Origin of the sequence: Bacillus sp. COPE52 (genome assembly GCF_003355115.1) — a bacterium.
Classification (GTDB): domain Bacteria; phylum Bacillota; class Bacilli; order Bacillales; family Bacillaceae_G; genus Bacillus_A; species Bacillus_A toyonensis.
On the sequence record NZ_CP031292.1, the window covers coordinates 3,640,804 to 3,662,286 of the forward strand.

The 21,483-nt window shown below is 34.6% G+C and carries 20 protein-coding genes; 4 read left to right on the top strand and 16 right to left on the bottom strand.

Translation table 11 applies throughout. The features are described 5' to 3' along the window. Positions 1-4 precede the first annotated feature (4 nt). The 15 genes from DPQ31_RS18260 to hflX form a co-directional block, all read right to left on the bottom strand. On the bottom strand, positions 5-1,273 hold the full coding sequence (locus DPQ31_RS18260; RefSeq protein ID WP_001084458.1) for a hypothetical protein: 1,269 nt from the start codon (positions 1,271-1,273) through the stop codon (positions 5-7). Positions 1,274-1,316: 43 nt separating this feature from the next. After that, on the bottom strand, positions 1,317-2,285 hold the full coding sequence (locus DPQ31_RS18265; RefSeq protein WP_000370972.1) for a polysaccharide pyruvyl transferase family protein: 969 nt from the start codon (positions 2,283-2,285) through the stop codon (positions 1,317-1,319). A gap of 63 nt (positions 2,286-2,348) precedes the next feature. Continuing rightward, positions 2,349-3,557: a glycosyltransferase gene (locus tag DPQ31_RS18270; RefSeq protein ID WP_097958479.1), complete on the bottom strand. Its 1,209-nt coding sequence runs from the start codon at positions 3,555-3,557 to the stop codon at positions 2,349-2,351. Between the two features lie 119 nt (positions 3,558-3,676). After that, the gene (locus DPQ31_RS18275) at positions 3,677-4,849 is read right to left on the bottom strand and encodes a glycosyltransferase family 1 protein (protein ID WP_087968894.1); all 1,173 of its coding nucleotides are present in this window, start codon (positions 4,847-4,849) and stop codon (positions 3,677-3,679) included. Positions 4,850-4,884: 35 nt separating this feature from the next. Beyond that, positions 4,885-5,946: an EpsG family protein gene (locus DPQ31_RS18280; RefSeq protein ID WP_000154275.1), complete on the bottom strand. Its 1,062-nt coding sequence runs from the start codon at positions 5,944-5,946 to the stop codon at positions 4,885-4,887. Positions 5,947-5,981: 35 nt separating this feature from the next. Next, positions 5,982-6,875, bottom strand: a complete 894-nt coding sequence (locus DPQ31_RS18285) for a glycosyltransferase family 2 protein (RefSeq protein ID WP_098821729.1) — start codon at positions 6,873-6,875, stop codon at positions 5,982-5,984. 5 nt (positions 6,876-6,880) lie between these two features. After that, positions 6,881-7,990: a glycosyltransferase family 1 protein gene (locus tag DPQ31_RS18290; protein WP_098821730.1), complete on the bottom strand. Its 1,110-nt coding sequence runs from the start codon at positions 7,988-7,990 to the stop codon at positions 6,881-6,883. Next, the gene (locus DPQ31_RS18295) at positions 7,975-9,132 is read right to left on the bottom strand and encodes a glycosyltransferase family 4 protein (RefSeq protein ID WP_098821731.1); all 1,158 of its coding nucleotides are present in this window, start codon (positions 9,130-9,132) and stop codon (positions 7,975-7,977) included. Before DPQ31_RS18295 ends, DPQ31_RS18290 begins: the two co-directional genes overlap by 16 nt. Positions 9,133-9,165: 33 nt before the next feature. Continuing rightward, positions 9,166-10,992 carry a polysaccharide biosynthesis protein gene (locus tag DPQ31_RS18300; RefSeq protein ID WP_208730839.1) on the bottom strand — a complete coding sequence of 609 codons (1,827 nt, stop codon included), beginning with the start codon at positions 10,990-10,992 and terminating at the stop codon, positions 9,166-9,168. A gap of 295 nt (positions 10,993-11,287) precedes the next feature. Beyond that, on the bottom strand, positions 11,288-11,950 hold the full coding sequence (locus tag DPQ31_RS18305) for a CpsD/CapB family tyrosine-protein kinase (RefSeq protein ID WP_097958488.1): 663 nt from the start codon (positions 11,948-11,950) through the stop codon (positions 11,288-11,290). After that, positions 11,899-12,639, bottom strand: a complete 741-nt coding sequence (locus DPQ31_RS18310; RefSeq protein WP_097953739.1) for a YveK family protein — start codon at positions 12,637-12,639, stop codon at positions 11,899-11,901. The genes DPQ31_RS18305 and DPQ31_RS18310 overlap by 52 nt, the downstream gene beginning before the upstream one ends. 267 nt (positions 12,640-12,906) lie before the next feature. Beyond that, on the bottom strand, positions 12,907-14,241 hold the full coding sequence (gene glnA / locus DPQ31_RS18315) for a type I glutamate--ammonia ligase (protein ID WP_000135333.1): 1,335 nt from the start codon (positions 14,239-14,241) through the stop codon (positions 12,907-12,909). Positions 14,242-14,289: 48 nt separating this feature from the next. Further along, positions 14,290-14,679 carry a transcriptional repressor GlnR gene (gene glnR, locus DPQ31_RS18320; RefSeq protein WP_000656783.1) on the bottom strand — a complete coding sequence of 130 codons (390 nt, stop codon included), beginning with the start codon at positions 14,677-14,679 and terminating at the stop codon, positions 14,290-14,292. Between the two features lie 174 nt (positions 14,680-14,853). Next, positions 14,854-16,125 (bottom strand): methionine gamma-lyase family protein, encoded by a 1,272-nt coding sequence (locus DPQ31_RS18325; protein WP_208730840.1) that lies wholly within the window; start codon positions 16,123-16,125, stop codon positions 14,854-14,856. Beyond that, positions 16,118-17,392, bottom strand: coding sequence for a GTPase HflX (hflX, locus tag DPQ31_RS18330; RefSeq protein ID WP_208732102.1), 1,275 nt, complete (start codon positions 17,390-17,392; stop codon positions 16,118-16,120). Before hflX ends, DPQ31_RS18325 begins: the two co-directional genes overlap by 8 nt. A 92-nt stretch (positions 17,393-17,484) precedes the next feature. Between hflX and DPQ31_RS18335 the strand changes: the two genes are divergently transcribed. Then, positions 17,485-18,108, top strand: a complete 624-nt coding sequence (locus DPQ31_RS18335) for a trimeric intracellular cation channel family protein (RefSeq protein WP_000312269.1) — start codon at positions 17,485-17,487, stop codon at positions 18,106-18,108. Positions 18,109-18,208: 100 nt separating this feature from the next. Next, on the top strand, positions 18,209-18,346 hold the full coding sequence (locus DPQ31_RS18340; RefSeq protein WP_000181509.1) for a hypothetical protein: 138 nt from the start codon (positions 18,209-18,211) through the stop codon (positions 18,344-18,346). A gap of 33 nt (positions 18,347-18,379) precedes the next feature. Here the strand turns inward: DPQ31_RS18340 and spoVK are convergent, their stop codons facing one another. After that, a complete protein-coding gene (gene spoVK / locus DPQ31_RS18345; protein WP_000438193.1) occupies positions 18,380-19,336 on the bottom strand; it encodes a stage V sporulation protein K in 957 nt (318 codons plus the stop codon). A 264-nt stretch (positions 19,337-19,600) separates the two neighbouring features. On the opposite strand from spoVK, the gene DPQ31_RS18350 reads away from it, so the two are divergent. Next, the gene (locus DPQ31_RS18350) at positions 19,601-20,566 is read left to right on the top strand and encodes a tyrosine-type recombinase/integrase (protein ID WP_208730842.1); all 966 of its coding nucleotides are present in this window, start codon (positions 19,601-19,603) and stop codon (positions 20,564-20,566) included. A gap of 113 nt (positions 20,567-20,679) precedes the next feature. Further along, positions 20,680-21,483, top strand: an 804-nt coding sequence (locus DPQ31_RS18355) for a collagen-like repeat preface domain-containing protein (RefSeq protein WP_208730844.1), incomplete at its 3' end; no start/stop codon positions are given.

Here is a 21,483-nt window from a genome sequence, read left to right on the forward strand (position 1 = left end):
TATTTTAATTGTTTTGCGTACCCACTCTACTAAATTTGGCACTAATCTTCCTCTTTAAAATCGGGAAAAACTTTGTTATCCTGTATTTTAATAACGCTTTTCTTCGTTGCGCCTTGAAATCATAATCTAGAAACCAATTTAGTAAATTTTTATCTGTAATACAATCACAATTTTGTTTCATTCGCACTTGGATTAAATTCCAATACATTTCAATGAATGTATTAGTAAAAAACTTCACCTCATTATTTAAAGAAGTTTTAACGTACTGATAAAGATTACTTGGAATATTAAAACCATATTCACGAGGGTCTCTCCCTTCAGCAATAATTCCCATAATTGTTCTTAAACATTTTTCACATTTACAACAATTTTCTTCATTTTTAAAACATACCCTGATATTAACAGGTTCTTTACTAGCTGAATAATGGTCCACAACAACTTTAATCTTTTCTTGCCTAGTAAGTTCGTATCCATCATGAAAGACTGTTCCAGATGCATATTTTATTTCATTATCCACAGTTGGATCAGATGCACAAGTAACTTGATATAATGGGGAATTAGAACTTGCAATATATATACATTTTATCTTAAGTTTAAAAGCTATTGGAATAGCTGCAGATATTATTGCTAGACCATGATGCAATCCATGCCACCATGTATCGTTTAACTTTTCTCTAAAATCATGGTCAATGTTCCCTGCAATTATAAATGTCCCATAGTTAGATTGTATAAAAATATTTTCTAGTCCATTATCCTTTACAAAATTTACGGCATTTTCTTTATCTGCCTCCCATACTTTACTACCCTCTATTTCATTTTCATGCCATCCATATTCAGTAACTAGCAAGGGGTGTTTATCTTTTATTCTTATAAATGTAGTAAGTGCATCCAATCCACCACTAAATAAAGATGCCGCTTCAAGTTCCGGAATATAAACATTATCAATAATTTCTCCTACAACCATGGATCCTTTAAATTTCACACCAGGAAACATGTTTTGATATGCATTTTTTATATTATTTAAACAAATATAAAAAGATTTATCTAATTCATTTATTACTATTGTTGAATTAGTAATCCATACAAGAGGAACTACATTCGCAACAAACGGAATAGCCAAAATACTTAAAGGGGTATCAGATACATCATAGTTATATTCAAGAAACATATGATTACTTGTCTTAAAATACTTTTGTAAATCCCCCTTAATACTAAAATAATAATCCACTCTATTATTTCTTACGACAATTTTATCGAGAATTATACTATTCATTTGAGCCTCCTAATAAATCGCCATTTTTATCACAATACATTTGTTAATTAGAGAACTGTTTTAACCATTGATTTACTACATCAAAATTCACTTGAACATCCGTGATAAACTCTGCATTTATCATTTTTTCGAGATTATTTAAATCTTCTCTATCAATCAGATTTAAATTATACGTTTCCCCCATCCCCTTAGCTCTTTCATCTATAGAGATAATTATTGCACGTTTTTTATGACGCATAGCAAATATACCGCCATGTAAACGCGTTCCAATATAATCAACGGCTGTATTTAGGATTTTTTCATATGCCTCTATAGTAGGAGATATAATTTTTATACCTTGTATACCCTCTAAAGATTTTAAATATTCAAAATCATCAGCATCTTGTATCCAAAAGTAGACATTTTCATAACTTTTGTTAAGTATATCTATCAGTAATTGATCTTTTTCACGATCTTTAGAATGATGAGTTAATGTAAAAACAACCGATTCCGATTTTCCACTCGGAATTCCCCTACAAAAATCAGGCGTAAAAGACCACAAAGTTGCACAACCAGTATTTAGAGCTTTAAACCCCATTTCTTCTAAAAATTTTTTTGTTCTTTCATCTCTAACGCTATGTATATATTCATGTGATAAAACTTTTCTATATAACATTTTTGTATAGGGATTTATTTTATTCCCTTTGCCTGCACCCACTCCAACCAGAATACTCCCCTTTAAAGGACCATAATTAAATATATTTATATTCCACTGCGGAAAATGAGTAAACATATCCATCGCTAGCAAATTCGAACCACCTACAAACTTATATTTCGCATCACTATAAATCTTTACCCTATTTGATTTTCTCGCTACTTGGTACCAATGAAAAGGTGAAACATGAGTAGGTAATGTTAAAACATATGCATTTTTAGTTATATCAGAAAGATGATGCTTTACACACTTCATTATTATATCGTCACCCTTGTTAAGAGAACCTACTGATGTATCTAATACTAAAACATTATCCATAAAAATAATTCCCCCAAGTATCTTTTATAAATAGTAAAAGATTTTTTAGTTTTATAGCTTAATCTATTCTAATTCAATTAACCTATATATCTTTTCCACTTCTATTTCATTACCATATTTTTTTTGGCTTACATTATTAACAATTTCATTTCTGAATTCAACATCATCAATCATTTTTTTTATTCCTTCGACAATTCCCTTTATACCCATTGGACAAATATATCCATCTACTCCGTTCTCCAACTGACTTTTGGCAGTTGAAAAATTAGTTATTAATACTGGTTTCTTAAGAATTTGCGCTTCCCGAACTGTTACTGCCTTCCCTTCGTACCTAGAAGGTTGTACATAAATATCACATGCTTTTATGTACGGGTACGGATTAATCTTCTTACCTAGTAAAACAAATTTATCTTGAAGTCCTAGCTTATCTATCAACAATTTAAGTTCCGCTTCTTGCGGCCCATATCCAACTATGTACCACTCGATATCATACCCTTGATCTAATAACTGTCTAAGCGCATATATAGCGTCATCAATTCCTTTAGCATGCGAAAGTCTAGCAACAGTAATTAACTTGATTCGCTTGCTATTTATTGATATTTCCTGAGTAATATCTCCTTCATTGGATTGTTCACAAACAAATTCAGAATCTATTATGTTTTCTATCACTTGTACCTCTTTATTAATATAAGGTAGACTATTCAGGAATGTCTCTCTACAACTTTCAGAAACCGCCACGATATCATCTATTTCCCCCCACATTTTACATTCCATTTCTTTGTTAAGTTGTATGTTCGAATAATCAGTATGAATCCACCCAATTTTTCTTTTCGCTCGAACTTTATCTCCTATAAAATAATGCGGCCATAAAAAACTTATCGCAACATCGTACTCTTCTCTCAATTTTGGAAGAAATGGAAGAGATATTCTCCATCCATATTGAATGACAAAGTATCCAGGTTCTTTACTATTTACAAACCTTCCATGCATAACACCCATGACTTTTCCTATCACCCTAGTAATTCCAATTGAGAAATGCCCTTCTTGTAATATCTGTTTAATTGATTTTCTAAAAGTAGTATATTGTTGCAATTCTTCTAATAAATTCGGCTCTTTGGGTAGTAAAGAGAAAAATCCTCCTTCATGTTTAAATAACATTAAATCTATATCATACTTACTGTAATCAATTGTATTTAATAAACCAATCAAACTTCTTTCTACTCCACCAATTTCCATATCAAAAGATGTAATTAATATTCTTTTCTTTTTCATAATAGGATACCTCACAAAATCTATTATTGATTTCTCTTCTTCATTTTATATTAGTATTTTGCTGTTACGCTTACCAATTTTCCTTATACATCAGACATATAAAATGAAAACAAATTAGATTACCCTACTTCTTCCTTGCACACAATTCCATATAACGATAGCCACTCGTAAATGTTATCGTTAATATCAAAGCCTAATTTCGATATATTGTTAATTATGAATTCCCTGTCTGGTCTTTCTTTTAACAAGGCTTTATAAATTTCTTTACACCATATTTCAATTTCTTCATCTAAGTCAACAAATGACATTATCCCTAACCCCATATCAGTATTATTAGGTAGTGTATCTGCTACAACACATGGTACACCTGCAGATTGCGCTTCTAAAGTTACAATACCAAACCCCTCAAACAAAGAAGGAAAAATAAAAACATCAAAGCTCTTCATGAGTCGTGGAATATCCTTCCTAACGCCCAAAAATCTAATGTTTTCAAAAATCCCTAATTGCTTTGCTTTTAATTCAATAGAAATCCTTAATGGACCATCTCCTACTAGAATAGCAACAAAATTTGAATCTCTTTTTAAAATTTGCTTTAAAACTTTTAGGATAAAAACATGATTCTTTGACTCCGAAAAACTTCCTATATGTCCTATTAATTTTGCTGTATTCGGTATATTAAGTTCCCTTCTTACGCTGACACTACTTCCAGCATCTATATCAGTAAATTGATTAATATCTATACCGTTTTTAATCAGTTCTATCCTCTGACTTTGAAGCATCCTTTCACCAAATAAAAAACGTGCTGCTTCAACGCTACACGCACAATAATTAGTTCCAGCATATTTAATAATAGATTGCAAAACCTTTAGGATAACTCTTGCTTTTATTCCAGAGTCTTGTGGCCAATTATTACTATGGGAATGACAAATCCTCTTTTTTACACCAGCTATTTTTGCCGCTACAGCAACGAAACCACCTTGATAATCCGTATGTGCATGTACAACTTCATATTGATTATCCGACATAATTTTCACAAGTTCTTTAACATAGGCAAAAGGTCCTATTTGTCCTAAACTAGGTACCTTATATATTCTCCCACCTAAGGCCATTATTTCATCTTCGTAATCATTTTTCTCATTTCGATGGGATACAAAATCAAACTGAAGCTGCTTTCTATCTATTTTCCTATATATATTCATTAATAATGTTTCAGCTCCCCCACGATTCAGAGCGCTGACAATGTGTAAAACCTTCTTTTTATTTATAGGTTCAGGCTTAGAATCTATCCCCATTCAACAATCCTCTCCTAGCATTTTGCACTTTATTATCAAAGTAAATTACTCTTATAAATAATTCCCAAAGTAATTACATGTTCATATACAAAATAAATAAAATAGCACACTAGAACTGCATAATAAATCAACTTTTGATCTTTATCTGTAAATGACTTCACAACCCAAGAAATTAATATTAACTGATACAATCCAAAATATATGGAGAATCTAGCAAATATCCAATTCTGTGTTGAAATAATCATAAAAACAAGACCTAATATAGACATATTTACAATATAATCACTTTCAGGGAATAACGCCCTCATTTTATCTTTCCCAAGGTAAGCCAGTATAATTGGCACTATATTCACAGCAACCCTAAGTATATTGGCACCACCTTCATGAAATTCCTTATATTGACCATATTGAGTATTTCCAATAGCCGAAAATAAAATTTCCGAAAACTGATTAAAACCTATTACTACACATACCGCTAAAAAAAGGAGCAAATATGTCGTTCCTGACCAGGCTTTTTTTCTTACAAAAAAGTATATTGGCATTAAAACTAATGCACTTGCATGAAATGTTGATGCACATAATACAATAACTGTATATTTTTTCCATTTTCCTTCAGAAATATATTTTGTAGCAGCAAAAATAATTGCAGCGGCTAAATATTGCCTAATCCCATTCATTGATGTTAAATACATACCCGACGTAATATAAACATATAAACTCAATTCAATTAGTCTTGAATATTTATATAGTGTTGCTACAATGAGTACATTTGTTATCAATGCTGTAGTAAAAACCATTACTTGAGGATTATCCGTATATTTTTTCAAAACCATTTGAAAAATATTAAAGCCCATGTCTTTATTAGTTTGAACATATTCCCAATTAAACTCCGTTATTTTATATGCATGCATATAAAAATAAGTATCCCCAATATTATTTCGAAGCCCTGCCACCAACACAAGAGATAAAGCCGCCATTATAATCAACAGCCTATTGGGCTTTATCAATGTAAGACTATTAGTCACTGGTATAGCAAAATACCTTGCAAAAAATGCGAGCATGAATACTATAGCAAGATTCATCCAAAGTATGGTCATTATTCTGTCCTCTCATTTAATTACTACATAAGTCTCTACATGTTTACTTTCATTTTTGTTTTCATTGTAATGTAACTATAAAGGATAGCCCCAAATGGTAGTGCGCAAAGTGTCAGTCCTTTACATGGCGATTCTTGTATAAACCTTCTATTTCTCGATATGAAACTACTAGATACATAATGTATAGCTTGCCTATACTTAAATAGTCGATTAGTAAATGGTAATTTCATAAGTTCCTTGCGATAAAAAGCAAAACCTTTTGGGTTTCTACGATATTGGTTTAGCATATTCATTGATGATCCATCAGCCATGTATTCCACATAACAAAGTGCTTCGTTCATTAGTAACATCTCATACTGTTGATCTAACATGTAATATTTGTATGATAACCCTACATATTTTTCATTTTTAAAAATTGGGTATGGATATTTCTTAGTCAATTCTGTGCGATAGACCAATTTTTTATCACCTGTGACACCATGTTTGTTGTAAAGATCAAAAAGCGTGGAGTGTTTAAGGTTCTCTGGTAACTTTGAACCAATTATTTGTCCATTTGTATACAAATCCAATCCAATTATCCCGCTAACTTCTTCATTTCCATAGCTACTCCAAAAAGAAAGGATTTTTTCTACCGCTTCATCGGGCATATAATCATCAGAATCAATACAAACATTTAACTCCGTATCAATCATTTCATATGCTGTATTATGAGCACCATGCATCCCTTGATTTTGTTGCCAATGATACTTAATTTTGATATATTTTTCAGCAATCCAGCTATCGACCAATTCTTTTGTGTTATCACTAGATCCATCATCTATTATTAACCATACAAAATCCTTACATGTTTGACGTTTTAAACTCTCATAACAACTTGCAAGACAATACGCTCTATTATAAGTAGGGGTGAAAATTGTTAAATTCTTCAAATTACTCACCTCGAAAGTACAGAATAATAATCTTGAGTCAATTTAGCCGTATGTTTTATATCATATCCTTTTGCGAATACTACTTGAGCTAGTGTTTTCCTCGAAAAATTACTAGTTTCTATATTTTTCATTTTTTCTATCCAAGCAAATTTATCTGTTAGAGGAACATGTTCAACTAAATTCATTCCCAAGTCCACTTCTTTCGTAATAGCATCCGATATAATACAAGGCAAACCAACTCCTTGCGCCTCTATGAGAGTGAGTGGCAATCCCTCATGTATGGATGGAAAAACAAATACATCAAATGCTTGAAGTATCCTTTCTATATCGTCTCGTATCCCAAGAAACCGTATATGCTTCTCCATATTCAATTCCCTTACTTTATTTTCAATTCCCACTCGAAGCGGCCCTTCGCCAGCTAATAAAAGAATTGAATCCGGCTTAAATCGAGTTAACTGCGTGAATAATTCTATAAGATAAGCATGATTTTTTTGATGAGCAAATCTTCCAACATGACCTATAACAAGAGCGTCTTTCTCAATTTGTAATTCTTCTCTTACTTGTTTTCGCATGTCTGGACAGAACAAAAATTTATCACAATCAATTCCATTTTTTAAAATTCTTGCTACATCGGCTTTATCTGTAAATAGCCATCTGGCAGCAGCATTTGAACATGCTAACAAATGTGTTGCACACATGGCTATTGATTTTCCCGCATACCATTTATAGATTTTTGCAGCAGTACCACCCTCACTACTAGTATTATGACTGTGCGCAATCCTAACTGGCACCCTTGCTTTTTTAGCTGAACGAAGTACAAATCCACTCATTTTATCCATATGTGAATGAACGATTTTATATTGCGTATGGGTACTAAAGAAGTTATCTAGCGTCTTTATATAGCCCCTATGACCAACATCTGTAACATATGGAATTCTATGAATTTTCCCGCCTAACCTTACTATTTCTTCATCAAACACTCCTTCCTTACAAGTTAAAAAATCAAATTGTACTTTTGAGCGGTCTATATTACGATACAAATTCATAATTAAAGTTTCGGCTCCGCCTCTATTCATATTTACGACTACATGTAGTACTCTCAATGGAGTGCCCAATTTAAATCCTCCATTTCATCCATATACGTTGTATAAATTTCTTTTTTCTCTTTTAATACTTCATTAACTGAATATTTACTTGTAATAATAGTACGCCCACACCGTCCAAACTGAGCTTGTAATTTAATACTTTTAGAAATAGAATTTATCCTTTCAGACATCGTCTTTATATCATCACGATCTATAATCCAACCATTTTTATTATGAATAATTAACTCCCTATGTCCCCGATTGTCCGTGGCGATAACTGGAAGTCCACAAGCCATAGCTTCCATAACATTAACTGGTAAACCTTCCCGGTAACTCGATGCAACAGCTAGGTCACACATCTGCAGCAAAGGAGCTATATCATTTCTATAACCAAGAAAATGCACCATACTACTCACGCCTAGTTGAGCCGCTATATTTTTGCATTCCTTCATTAACGGCCCTTCACCAGCAAGTAGTAGCTTCGCATGCGGAATTTCATTTTTCAACTGTGCCAATGATTGAATTAAGAAGCTTTGGTTTTTGTTCTTATTAAATTCAGCTGCATAAAACATTAAAAAATCTTCAGAATTGTAACCATTTTTATGTCTTAATTGCTCCTTTTCACTTTCATTAACAGGAATATATCGTTCTATATCTACTCCTACACCATGAACGAGTTTAATACTTCCCGCCTGAAATCGATGCTTTACTGCTAAACTGTAATCTTCTTGATTAATTGTGATAAGACAATCCGTAGTAGTAGCTAAAATTCTTTCGGTTGGATAGTATAAAAGCCAATTTATGAATGATGATCCTTTACAAAAATGAAATCCATGCGCTGTATATATAACCTTTGTGCCTTCTCTCCGCACTTTTCTAGCAGCTAGACGAGCAATTGCTCCTCCCATAGGCGTATGACAATGAATGATATTATATTTATTTTGATGAATAATTGATGTAAGTTTTTTATATGCATGAAAGTTTTGTACGCTAATCGGTGATCTTTGAAGAGGAATATTATATTTTTGAGTTACGTACGGAAGATGTATATTCCCATTCGCTGCAACATGCACTTCCCATCCTTGGTCTGCAAACCATTTCAAATACGGTAAATGAAAAGCTTTAAAATGATAATCCACAGTTGCACAAAACAGAACTTTTTTAGACACCATCCCACGCACCCGTCTTATAAGAATTTTTTGCTATTAACCTGATACTGGTATTAATAGTTTTAAAGTTTTACGCTGATTCACTAAATTTAACAATTGCTTTCTTAATTCCATCTCATCTAACTCTGTATATTCCAAAATTAACTTTTCTATTTCTTCTATACGAACATTCATTTCTTGCCCTACATAAATTCTCGGGTGAACTTGCTTCTCATTCATTTCATCTTCTTTTAGTAATTCTTCAAAAAGCTTCTCTCCTGGGCGTATACCGGTAAATTCTATTCCTATTTCATCCAAAGAGTTTCCTGATAATCGAATGAGATTTTTAGCAAGATCAACTATTTTTACTGGCTCTCCCATATCCAGCACAAAAATTTCTCCTCCTTTAGCTAACGCCCCAGCTTGCACTACGAGTCTTGATGCCTCCGGAATTGTCATAAAATAACGAACCATATCAGGATGAGTAACTGTAATTGGTCCACCATTTTGAATTTGTTTCTTAAATAAAGGTATGACGCTCCCGCGGCTACCTAATACATTTCCAAAACGTACTGTAACAAACTTTGTATGACTTATTTTATCTTTGTGCTGAATGACCATCTCAGCTAATTTCTTTGTTGCACCCATAACACTCGTCGGGTTCACCGCTTTATCGGAAGAAATCATAACAAACGTTCCTACTCCATGCGTTCTTGCTGCCTCTGCTATATTCATAGTTCCAATCAAATTATTTTTAACAGCCTCTTCAGGATTGTTCTCCATTAATGGTACATGTTTATGTGCGGCTGCATGATATACAACATTTGGAAGATGTTTATTCATTATTAAATGCATCTTCTTTTCATCTTGTATATCCGCGATTTCTGGAATGAACACGCCTCTCATATCGTTATATTTTTCATTTAATTCCATTTCTATGGAATAAATACTGTTTTCTCCATGCCCTAATAAAATCAATTTTTTCGGCTTAAATTTCGCAACTTGTCTACAAATTTCCGAACCAATCGATCCACCTGCACCAGTAACTAAAATGACTTTTTCAGTTATATAATCTGAAATAATTTCCACATCTAACTCTACAGGATCTCGCCCTAATAAATCTTCTACTTGAACATCTCTAAATTCATTTACTGAAACCTTACCTGTTACTAAGTCTTCTAACATGGGAAGGATTTGAGTTTTTACTTTTGTTTTTAAACAATCTTTTAAAATAACATTTCTCTCTCTCTTGTTTAACGAAGGAATTGCCAAAATAATTATCTCAATATTCAGTTTTTTAATAACATAATCAATTTGATCCATGCCACCTATTACTGGAATCCCCCAAATATCAAGATTATGTTTTTTGACATTATCATCAATAAACGCGACTGGCATTAATTCAGCAGTATTATTCTTCAACAACTGTCTTGCAACCATCGTCCCAGCTGATCCAGCACCAACAATTAACGTTCTTTTTTTATCACCCTTCTTTACATAATAAATATCTCTGTACATTCTCCAAATAAAGCGGGAACCACCAATTAATAAAATATGAATCATCCAAGTTACAACTAACAATCGAAAATACATTTTTTGCATAATGATTTGCTGCACAACCGCTGTAGTAAGTATTGAAAATGTAACGACCTTGCATATAATTAGCAACTCTCCTATACTTGCATATTCCAAAGCTTTTTTATACAATTTATAAACAAAAGCAAATAAATGATGACTAACTAATAGAGTGATAGAGCTAATAACTGATGATAAAGTGATAACACTAAAGCTAGCATTTACAAAAAAATAACTAAAAAAAACTGCACTTAATACAATCAGTGAATCCATTAAAAGCAATAACGATATCCTCCGGCGATACGTCATATAACTTCCTCCTTTAATCAATTCCTTACTGAACTCTTTCAAAGTTAAAGTTTCTAACTATATTCTCTTTATTAAAAGTACATAGCTAGAAACTTTAATAAAATATGGGCATCTAACCCTCCCTCACATTACACTTTTGATGACTCGCATCTAAGGTTGCTTTCACAACCCACAGTATAATCGAGTGCCTCCATTGATAGCGGTCAGGAGACATCACCACATCACAGTTCTATTGTTCTTTCTTTATAACGAACATTTTTATGTACGAAGGTTAAATCTATTATTCTAATCCCCTTTATACTTTCCTATTCAAAATCGCACCCAATATTCTGCTTTTCGTAAAACTTAGCGCTCTTTTCGTTTCAAGCGCATCTTCGCTCACAGTACGATTGTATCGGATCACCAAAAGTACTCCTTCACACTTATCAACTAATACACTCGTATCTGTTACTTCTAATACAGGGGAAGAATCAAATAATATGATGTCATACCGTTCCATTGCCTTTTGAATTAACATATCCATCTCATCTGAACCAAGTACTTCAGATGGATTGAATGGTACTGGACCGCTAGTTAATACATCAAGACGTTCCATCTCTGTTTTTTTTACAGCGCCTTCTAAATTTGTTTTTCCGTTCAATATATCAGTTAATCCAACTGTATTTTCTACTCCAAACATTTCCTGAATCGTGGGTGTTCGTAAATTTGCATCTATTATCAATACTTTTTCACCTTTTTGTGCTATTGAGACTGCTAAATTAACTGTAATCGTTGATTTTCCTTCACCATACCTTGGAGAAGTAATAACTATAGTTCTGCTTTTATGAATAGACGAAGATAATTGAAGGTTTGTTCGAATCGAACGATACTGCTCCGAAATTTTCGATCTTGGAGCTGTATAAGCAATTATACTTTCTCCTTTAACTTTATTTGTTTTTCGTCTATTTTTGTAGGCCACTCCGTTCCATCCCCCAGTACCACTGTATTTTTTTCACTGAATTTGTCTTCCGTATTTTTCCTATTCATTTTAGAAATCCCACCCAAAACAGGGACATCTAACAATTGTTCAATTCGTCGTTCCGATTTGATTCTATCATCAAATGAATCCAATAAAAAAATAAAACCGATACTGAGCACCATACCTACAGAGAACGCAATTAGTATCGTCTTAAAGTGATTTATATTTATAGGCATCGAATGTTTTTGAACTGGGTCTTCTGGTAATATACTCACATTATTAAAATTTAGTATATTTGCTACTTCTTTCTTATAAACAGCCGCTGTCGTATTTGCAATTTTATGTGCAAGTACAGGATCAATATCCACTACATTTATTCTCATAATCTGAGAGCCTTGTACACTTTCTGGACTTATTTGTCCACTTAATGCACCTGCAGATCTGTTAATATTTAATTCAGCCGCTACTTTTTCTAATATTACAGGCTCATTTACCATCGCTTTCAATGTATTCATCGTTTCAGCATTAGCTTGAACAATAACCCTTGCTGAGGAGGCATACAAAGGTGTTTTCATATACATACTATACATCGCTCCCCCTACCGTTGTGAGAGTCGTAAACAACAGTAGTATCCATACCCTTTTCCATATAACAGTAAATAGATTTTTCAAATTTATTTCCTTATTCATTACTTCTCCCCCTCATTTAATACCAATGAGATTCCAGTTGACATTCCCATAAAAAAACAGAAATAAAAGTAATATGTTTTATTTTTTAAATATATAAACATTCCTAATTAATGTCATTTTAGTTCTTTATACAGAACGAGTCAATACAAATTATTCTTGTTAAATCACTTCTTAATTACACCTCAAAAATTACGACAATATTCACTGTAATTCGCTGTAGATAAATGACGAAAAAGCCCTGATACCGTAGTATCAGGGCCTTTTTTCTTAGTAAAGAGACATATATTGATCGCGTTCCCATTGGTGAACTTGCGTGCGGAAGATATCCCACTCAATCTCTTTTGCTTCGATGAAGTGCTCAAGTAAATGTTCTCCTAGTGCACTGCATACTACTTCATTAGATTGTAATGTAACTAACGCTTGCGCTAATGTTGCTGGTAAGTCAACGATACCTGCTTCTTCGCGCTCTTCTTTTGTCATTACATAGATGTTACGGTCTACTGCAGCTGGTGGAGTTAATTTATTTTTAATTCCGTCAAGACCTGCAGCTAATAATGTAGCCATTACTAAATATGGGTTTGCAGCTGGGTCAACACTACGTACTTCTACGCGTGTACTAATACCACGAGATGCAGGGATACGTACTAATGGGCTACGGTTTTGTGCAGACCATGCTACGTAACAAGGAGCTTCATATCCAGGTACTAAACGTTTGTAAGAGTTTACAGTTGGGTTTGCTACCGCTGTAAATGCTGGTGCATGTTTTAAAATACCTGCGATAAAGTGACGAGCATCATCACTTAATTGTAAATCACCGTTTTGATCGAAGAATACGTTCTCACCATTTTTAAATAGTGATAAGTTACAGTGCATACCTGAACCGTTCACACCATATAATGGTTTTGGCATAAATGTTGCATGTAAACCATGTTTACGAGCAATTGTTTTTACAACAAGTTTGAATGTTTGAATGTCATCACATGAGCGAATTGCATTTGCATATTTAAAGTCAATTTCGTGTTGACCTGGTGCAACTTCATGGTGAGACGCTTCAATTTCAAAGCCCATTTCTTCAAGCTCAAGAACGATATCACGACGACAGTTTTCCCCTAGATCCATCGGCGCAAGGTCGAAGTATCCACCGTTATCGTTTAATTCTAATGTTGGATTTCCTTTTTCATCAACTTTGAATAGGAAGAATTCTGGCTCTGGTCCAAGATTGAAATCTGAGAATCCTAAAGCTTCCATTTCTTTTAATACACGTTTTAAATTGTTACGTGGATCTCCGTCAAATGGAGCACCATCTGCAGTATAAATATCACAGATTAAACGAGCTACTTTACCTTTTTCAGCTGTCCAAGGGAAAATTACCCAAGTATCTAAATCCGGATATAAATACATATCAGATTCTTCAATACGTACGAAACCTTCAATAGAAGATCCATCAAACATCATTTTGTTATCAAGAGCTTTTGTTAATTGGCTCACTGGAATTTCTACGTTTTTAATTACTCCTAAAAGGTCCGTAAATTGCAGACGGATATACTTTACATTCTCTTCTTTCGCCAAACGGAAAATATCTTCTTTTGTGTACCTAGCCATTATAAATTCCTCCTTAGTCCCTCTAAACACCTTCAGAATCAGTTATCTTTAGTGAAAAAACCTTGAAATGTCACCTTGTCGCAATGAAGTTCGATTAAATCTACCTGTATGTTGTAGTTCATCTCGCAGTATTTTGCGAAGCTCCGTTTTGGAAATTTCTTTCGTTTCTTCTTTTACTTTCACTGCTTCTGTTTGATTTTCTTTCATTAGTAACACTTGCTTAATACCAGCCATATTTAAGCCTTGATCTAATAAATCTTTAATCTCTAACAACTTATCTACATCGTTAAATGAAAATAATCTACGATTCCCCTTTGTACGGGTTGGAGAAACAAGATTATGCTCTTCATAGTAGCGAATTTGACGTGCAGACAATTGTGTTAAATCCATAACAATACCAATAGGAAACAGCGGGGCAGAACGTCTATCTTCTTTCATTGTTTCAGTTCCTCCTTCGCCTTAACTGCTTCTCATTTTATATTATGTTATGTTTAGTGTCAATAGATGTTAGCTTTTCTTACATGATTTTTTTAGGTTTTTTTCATTCTTTTTTCTAATGGCACAAATCATTACTTTTACACGAAAAAAGCTGCCGAAATCGACAGCTTCCCTTTAAGAAATTGTTAATAATTTTTTTTCAATTAACGCATCAATTGCAGAACAAATTGCAATCTTCACATGAGAATACGTTAATCCACCCTGTACATAAGCAACGTAAGGTGGACGAATTGGGCCATCAGCCGACAATTCAATACTTGCACCTTGAATAAACGTTCCCGCAGCCATAATTACATCATCTTCATAACCCGGCATATAGTTTGCGTACGGAGTGAAATGAGAATTAATCGGAGATGCATATTGAATCGCTTGACAAAAGGCAACCATACGATCTTTATCATCGAATTGAACAGATTGAATTAAGTCCGTTCTTGGCGCATTCCACGCTGGTGACGTGTTCATTCCTAACTTTTCTAAAAATGCCGCTGTAAAGATTGCACCTTTTAGTGCTTGTCCCGCTACATGCGGCGCTAAGAAGAACCCTTGGTACATTTCTTGTAAACTATATAAAGATGCCCCTGCTTCAGCACCAATCCCTGGAGATGTTAAACGATATGCACATGCTTCAACAAATTGTTCTTTCCCAACAATGTAACCACCAGTTTTAACGATTCCACCGCCTGGGTTTTTAATAAGCGAGCCCGCCATTAAATCTGCACCTACATGGCACGGCTCTTGTTCTTCAATAAACTCGCCATAACAGTTGTCAACAAATACAACTACATCAGGTTTAATTTCCTTAACAAACGAAATCATCTCTTTAATTTGAGAAATAGTAAACGACGGACGAGTAGCATATCCCTTTGAGCGCTGAATACCAATCATCTTCGTATTACTATGAATCGCAGCCGCAACAGCTTCAAAGTCCACAAGCCCCTCTTCCGTTAACGAAACTGCGTTATAACCGATATTATATTCTTTAAATGACCCTACACCTTTTCCGCGTACACCAACGATTTCCTCTAACGTATCATACGGTTTCCCCGTTATGTACAGTAGCTCATCTCCCGGACGTAAAATACCAAATAAAGCTGTTGAAATCGCATGAGTCCCCGAAATAATTTGCGGACGAACAAGACCCGCTTCCGCTCCAAATACATCAGCATACACTTTTTCTAATGTGTCACGACCAATATCGTCATATCCATAGCCAGTCGTTGGAATAAAATGCGAGTCACTAATTTTATGTTTACGAAAACTTTCTAATACACGAAATTGATTACTTTCAATCACTTCATCTGCACGTTTATGCACTTCTGTAATTTGACTTTCTACTTCTTTTACAATAGGAGCCATTTTTTCTCCATTTTTTAAACGATCAAACATTATCATTTTCTCCTTCTTCCACTAAAAATCTCTTTAACTGCCCATTATATGGCGAATAGGCAAATATATATCCTGTACAATTATATACAAATTTATCTTCCAGAAATTCCATCTTTGTTAATAGAGTTTCCGTCTTTAATAACGTTAACAACTTACCTTCACTCGGAGGAATCTTCACTTGATATGGATCCATTTCTTCCTTCATTTTCGTTTCTATCGCTTCTTTTATATGTAATAAATCGCTTTCTTCAAAAGCACTTGTCATTAAGAAGTCGCTTTTCGGAAACGGAATAAAATTTTGATGTAATGCATCTTTTTTATTGTATAACGTAATAATCGGAATATGATTAATTTCAAGTTCTGACAATAACTTCTTTACCGTTTTCTCATACCCTACATAGTTTGGATCTGCAGAATCAACAACATGTAAAATAACATCTGCTTCACCAGCTTCTTCTAGTGTTGAACGAAAAGCTGCAATTAACGACGTAGGTAAATCTTGTATAAAACCAACCGTATCAGTTAGCAACACTGTATAACCAGAAGGTAACGGCATCTTCCTTGTTGTCGGATCTAACGTTGCAAACAATAAGTTTTCTTCAAACGTATCCGCTTCCGTTAATCTATTAAATAGCGTCGATTTCCCTGCATTTGTATATCCTATTAATGAAACTTGAAATACTTTATTGTCTTTTCTTCTCTCACGGTATCTTTTTCGATGTTCCACAACAACCGCAAGTTGTTTCTTTATTTCATCAATACGCGATCGAATATGACGACGATCCGTCTCAAGTTTCGTCTCACCCGGCCCTCTTGTTCCAATACCACCACCAAGACGTGATAAAGACAAACCTTGCCCCATTAGACGCGGCATTGTATATTGCAACTGAGCTAACTCCACTTGAAGCTTACCCTCTCTCGACTTCGCACGTTGCGCAAAAATATCTAATATGAGTTGCGTTCGATCGATTACTCTTGCATCTAATACTGAGGATAAATTCCGAATTTGACTCGGCGTTAACTCGTTATTAAATATAATAACATCCGGCTCTAATTCTTCTGTTAACATTGTAAGCTCTTCTAATTTACCTTTACCTATATAAGTCACTGGATGAAACTTCGGTCGTTTTTGCGTTGTTGACACTAACACTTTCGCTCGCGCAGTCTTTGCTAACGATGCAAGTTCTTTCATGGAATGCATAAACTGTTCATCGTCATCTTGCTGTAATTGACAGCCTACTAATATGACTTTTTCTTTTTCTTCCATCAAATATGTTCACTCATCCTTTTCGAAATTTAAACCTTCTAATATAATAGCAGAGGAAGCACATTTCATCTAGTTAGCGGGGGAGAAAATTCATGGCATGGGAGATTTTTAGCATCATAGGCACAATCGCATTCGCACTAAGCGGAGCCATTGTTGCAATGGAAGAGGATTATGACATTTTCGGGGTGTATATTTTAGGAATGGCAACCGCATTTGGAGGAGGTGCCCTTCGTAATTTACTAATCGGTTATCCGATTGTCGCGTTTTGGCAACAAGACATGTTATTCCAAATCGCACTTTTATCAATGACAATTATTTTTCTTTTTCCAAATAAATTAATTAGACATTGGAAAAAATGGGAAAACATCACTGACGCTATCGGCTTATCAGCATTCGCCGTACAAGGGGCATTATATGCTCAAAAACTAAATTTACCCATTAGCGCTACAATCGTAGCAGCTGTTTTAACCGGTATTGGTGGCGGTATTATTCGCGATCTTTTAGCCCGTAGAAAACCTCTCGTCCTTCGAGCTGAAGTATATGCTTTTTGGACGATTCTAGCAGGCTTCTTAATTGGGGCTCAAATTATTGTTAGTGATTGGGCTCTTTACACCTTATTCATTTTAATTGTTTGCTTCCGCATGCTTTCTATTCATTACAAATGGCATTTACCGCATCGACGTATCGACACAAACGAACGTTCAATGCATAAATAGCAATTCTAACCTCTTTACATATCGTAAAGAGGTTTTTCTTTTCTAACGATTTTTTCTTTACTTAATGTTTATACTAATTTTTAAAGTGAGGTGAATACAAATGACAAACCACGTTAATAAAGGAGCTCAAAAAAGCTCAGTAAACCAATTTGGGCACGATTCTAATTCAGCACACGAAAAGAGCGCTAAAATGGAACGCTTCCATAAATCTCACCAAGAAAAAGAAAAAAAAGAATAAACGAACATATGCACAAAAAAACAGACGCACAGTTTATGTACTGTGCGTCTCCTCTTCCAACATTAAATCAACACTTGATATTCCAATTAAATCATACTTATCATACGTATCTTCTTGCAACAACCGCATAGCCTGTGTACGAATCGATTTTTCAACAATATTCCGCACGTATCGCCCATTACTAAACGATGTAATTTGCGACGAATACTTTACAGCATGTAAATGATCTCTAAATTTCCATTCCGCTTCCTTTGATAACTGGTATTCACGCTCTTCATACATTCTCTTCCCAATTTCCAACAACTGGTTTACCGAATAATCCGCAAACTCAATAATAAACGGAAAACGAGATTGCAGTCCTGGATTTAATGAAAGGAAGTGATTCATCTCTCTTGAATACCCAGCCAAAATCAATACAAAACCATGTTGTTTATCCTCCATATGCTTTACGAGCGTATCAATTGCTTCCTTCCCAAAATCCTTCTCTCCACCTCGAGCTAAAGAATACGCCTCATCAATAAACAAAATACCTCCCATTGCTTTTTTTATTAAATCTCTTGTTTTTTGAGCCGTATGGCCAATGTATTCTCCTACAAGATCAGCACGTTCCGCTTCAACTAAATGCCCTTTTGATAGAATATTCATCTCAAACAACAATTTACCTATCATTCTAGCAACAGTTGTCTTTCCTGTACCTGGATTCCCTTTAAACAACATATGGAGTACTTGCTTCTCAGATTTCAATCCCATTTCTTGTCTTTTTTTATTTACATAAATCCAAGCATATATTTCTTTTATTATCTTTTTTATATCATCCATCCCAACGAGTTTCCCCATCTCTTCTTCAATTCTTTGCAGCATCTCATGTTTAATTGTAGTTTCATTTGAAATTTCCGTTTTATTTTCTGATGCTGGTAAAGAAATTTTCTTTCGATGGTTTAACACAATATTAATTTGATTATTATTTTTCTTTCGCATCGATTGTTCCATACAATCACCTCATTTTATCCCGCAATTTGCAGGCAGTAAGACTCCCACCTCAAAATTCAGCAAATGCGAGGAAGTTAGGCGGGGGATAGCTGCCCGTAAATGCCCGATTGTTGTGGGCTGATAATCAACGGAGGATGAACACCCCCCACTGATTAAAGTTTCACTTTATCCACTCAACACATATTATTATTCCCGTCCTTCTTACAAATGCCTATTTTCAGAAAAGTTTGCTATAATATAAGAAATAATTAAGGTGGTGGAACTATGGAGACAACGGAATTCCATGATACAATACAAGCCTTTTCTATTTTTTTATTGAATAAAGGCCGAAAAACCTCAACCATTAAACGTTATGTTTATGACATTGAAGATTTCGGACATTGGTTAGAAAAAAACAAAAAGCTCCCTTCCAGTAATATATGGGCTACACTTTGTACAAAAGACTACGAAGATTACTTTTCTGACTTAAAAACGAATCGACACTACTCAGAAAAGACGATGCATCGTGTATTTATTGTACTAAATAGAATGAATCATTTCCTAAACATCCCTAATCCATTAAAGAATATGGAAATTTCTATTCAACCAGATCGCGCACTACGAAATGAAGATTTTATTTCATCTAATGAAGAAAAAAAATTAAAGCGTATCGTCACTTCATTGGAAGGACTATCAGAAAAACAACGTCCTGTACGACCTTTATTGATGGATCGTAATATCACTATTTTAAACCTATTAATTGACTACGGTTTATCCCTACAAGAGCTTACAGCACTAACTATGTATCACATTCACTTTGAAACTAATACATTATCTATCCCAGCAACCGCAGGAGTAGAAAGAACGATTACATTAACAAAAGAAGACAAAAAGCAATTATACACATACTACAAAAGCATCCCTGAACCCGTTCGTCCAAAATACCATAGTAATGACCCACTGTTTGTCGCATTCGATTTTAATCGTGGAACATACAGATGGGTATACGAAAATGATTCACCGAAGGGATTAACAGAAATCGCTATCCAAAAAATGATTCGCCTTGAAGTAGCTAGAGCTAATTTACGCAAAGGAATCTCAGGACAACACTTTCGTAACACCTATATTTTAAACTTAATAAAAAAAGAAACGCCGGAATCAGAAATTATAAAACTAGCTGGATTCAAATCAAAAGTTTCACTAAAACGATATTATAAATACGCAGAAAATAGAAAAAACGCCTTATTGTAAGGCGTTTTTTCTATTTTTTCTTTAAACAAACGATTTTATTATGACCATTTAACTAATTTTTGCATCTACTATGATGAGTTTCATTCACATTCTCATTAGAAAGGAGCGATTTAATGTCTCGTTATGACGACAGTCAAAACAAATACTCCAAACCATGCTTTCCAAGTAGTGCCGGACGAATCTCAAACACACCATCCATCCCAATTTCTAAAGCACAAATTAGAACATTTCGAGCGATTATTAACGATTTAATTAAAATAATTCCAAAACTTTTCGCCAATCCATCTCCTAAAAACATCGAAGATTTAATTGATACATTAAACCTACTAAGTAAGTTCATCTGTTCGCTAGACGCTACTTCCTCCCTGAAAGCGCAAGGATTAGCTATTATAAAAAACTTAATAACTATATTAAGAAATCCAACCTTCGTAGCAAGTGCTGTATTTGTTGAACTCCAAATTTTAATTAATTATTTACTTTACATTACAAAGTTATTCCGGATCGATCATTGTACACTCCAAGAACTCCTTAAATTAATTGCAGAGTTACAAACTACTCTAGTTAATTCAGCTTCGTTCGGCAGAGGGCCTACTGGGTCTACTGGGCCTACTGGACCTACTGGATCTCGAGGTAACACGGGCGCTACTGGTGCTACTGGGCCTACTGGACCTCGAGGTAACACGGGCGCTACCGGTGCTACTGGACCTACTGGACCTCGAGGTAACACGGGTGCTACCGGTGCTACTGGACCTACTGGACCTCGAGGTAACACGGGCGCTACCGGTGCTACTGGACCTACTGGACCTCGAGGTAACACGGGCGCTACCGGTGCTACTGGACCTACTGGACCTACTGGACCTCGAGGTAACACGGGCGCTACCGGTGCTACTGGACCTACTGGACCTCGAGGTAACACG

Coding starts and splice junctions, on each gene's coding strand:
- DPQ31_RS18280 (WP_000154275.1), bottom strand. CDS start 5,946: ATGACCATACTTTGGATGAATCTTGCTATAGTATTCATGCTCGCATTT.
- spoVK (WP_000438193.1), bottom strand. CDS start 19,336: ATGGAACAATCGATGCGAAAGAAAAATAATAATCAAATTAATATTGTG.
- DPQ31_RS18350 (WP_208730842.1), top strand. CDS start 19,601: ATGGAGACAACGGAATTCCATGATACAATACAAGCCTTTTCTATTTTT.
- DPQ31_RS18300 (WP_208730839.1), bottom strand. CDS start 10,992: ATGACGTATCGCCGGAGGATATCGTTATTGCTTTTAATGGATTCACTG.
- DPQ31_RS18295 (WP_098821731.1), bottom strand. CDS start 9,132: ATGGTGTCTAAAAAAGTTCTGTTTTGTGCAACTGTGGATTATCATTTT.
- DPQ31_RS18325 (WP_208730840.1), bottom strand. CDS start 16,125: ATGTTTGATCGTTTAAAAAATGGAGAAAAAATGGCTCCTATTGTAAAA.
- DPQ31_RS18340 (WP_000181509.1), top strand. CDS start 18,209: ATGACAAACCACGTTAATAAAGGAGCTCAAAAAAGCTCAGTAAACCAA.
- glnA (WP_000135333.1), bottom strand. CDS start 14,241: ATGGCTAGGTACACAAAAGAAGATATTTTCCGTTTGGCGAAAGAAGAG.
- DPQ31_RS18275 (WP_087968894.1), bottom strand. CDS start 4,849: ATGGGGATAGATTCTAAGCCTGAACCTATAAATAAAAAGAAGGTTTTA.
- DPQ31_RS18335 (WP_000312269.1), top strand. CDS start 17,485: ATGGCATGGGAGATTTTTAGCATCATAGGCACAATCGCATTCGCACTA.
- DPQ31_RS18310 (WP_097953739.1), bottom strand. CDS start 12,639: ATGAATAAGGAAATAAATTTGAAAAATCTATTTACTGTTATATGGAAA.
- glnR (WP_000656783.1), bottom strand. CDS start 14,679: ATGAAAGAAGATAGACGTTCTGCCCCGCTGTTTCCTATTGGTATTGTT.
- DPQ31_RS18260 (WP_001084458.1), bottom strand. CDS start 1,273: ATGAATAGTATAATTCTCGATAAAATTGTCGTAAGAAATAATAGAGTG.
- DPQ31_RS18265 (WP_000370972.1), bottom strand. CDS start 2,285: ATGGATAATGTTTTAGTATTAGATACATCAGTAGGTTCTCTTAACAAG.
- hflX (WP_208732102.1), bottom strand. CDS start 17,392: ATGGAAGAAAAAGAAAAAGTCATATTAGTAGGCTGTCAATTACAGCAA.
- DPQ31_RS18270 (WP_097958479.1), bottom strand. CDS start 3,557: ATGAAAAAGAAAAGAATATTAATTACATCTTTTGATATGGAAATTGGT.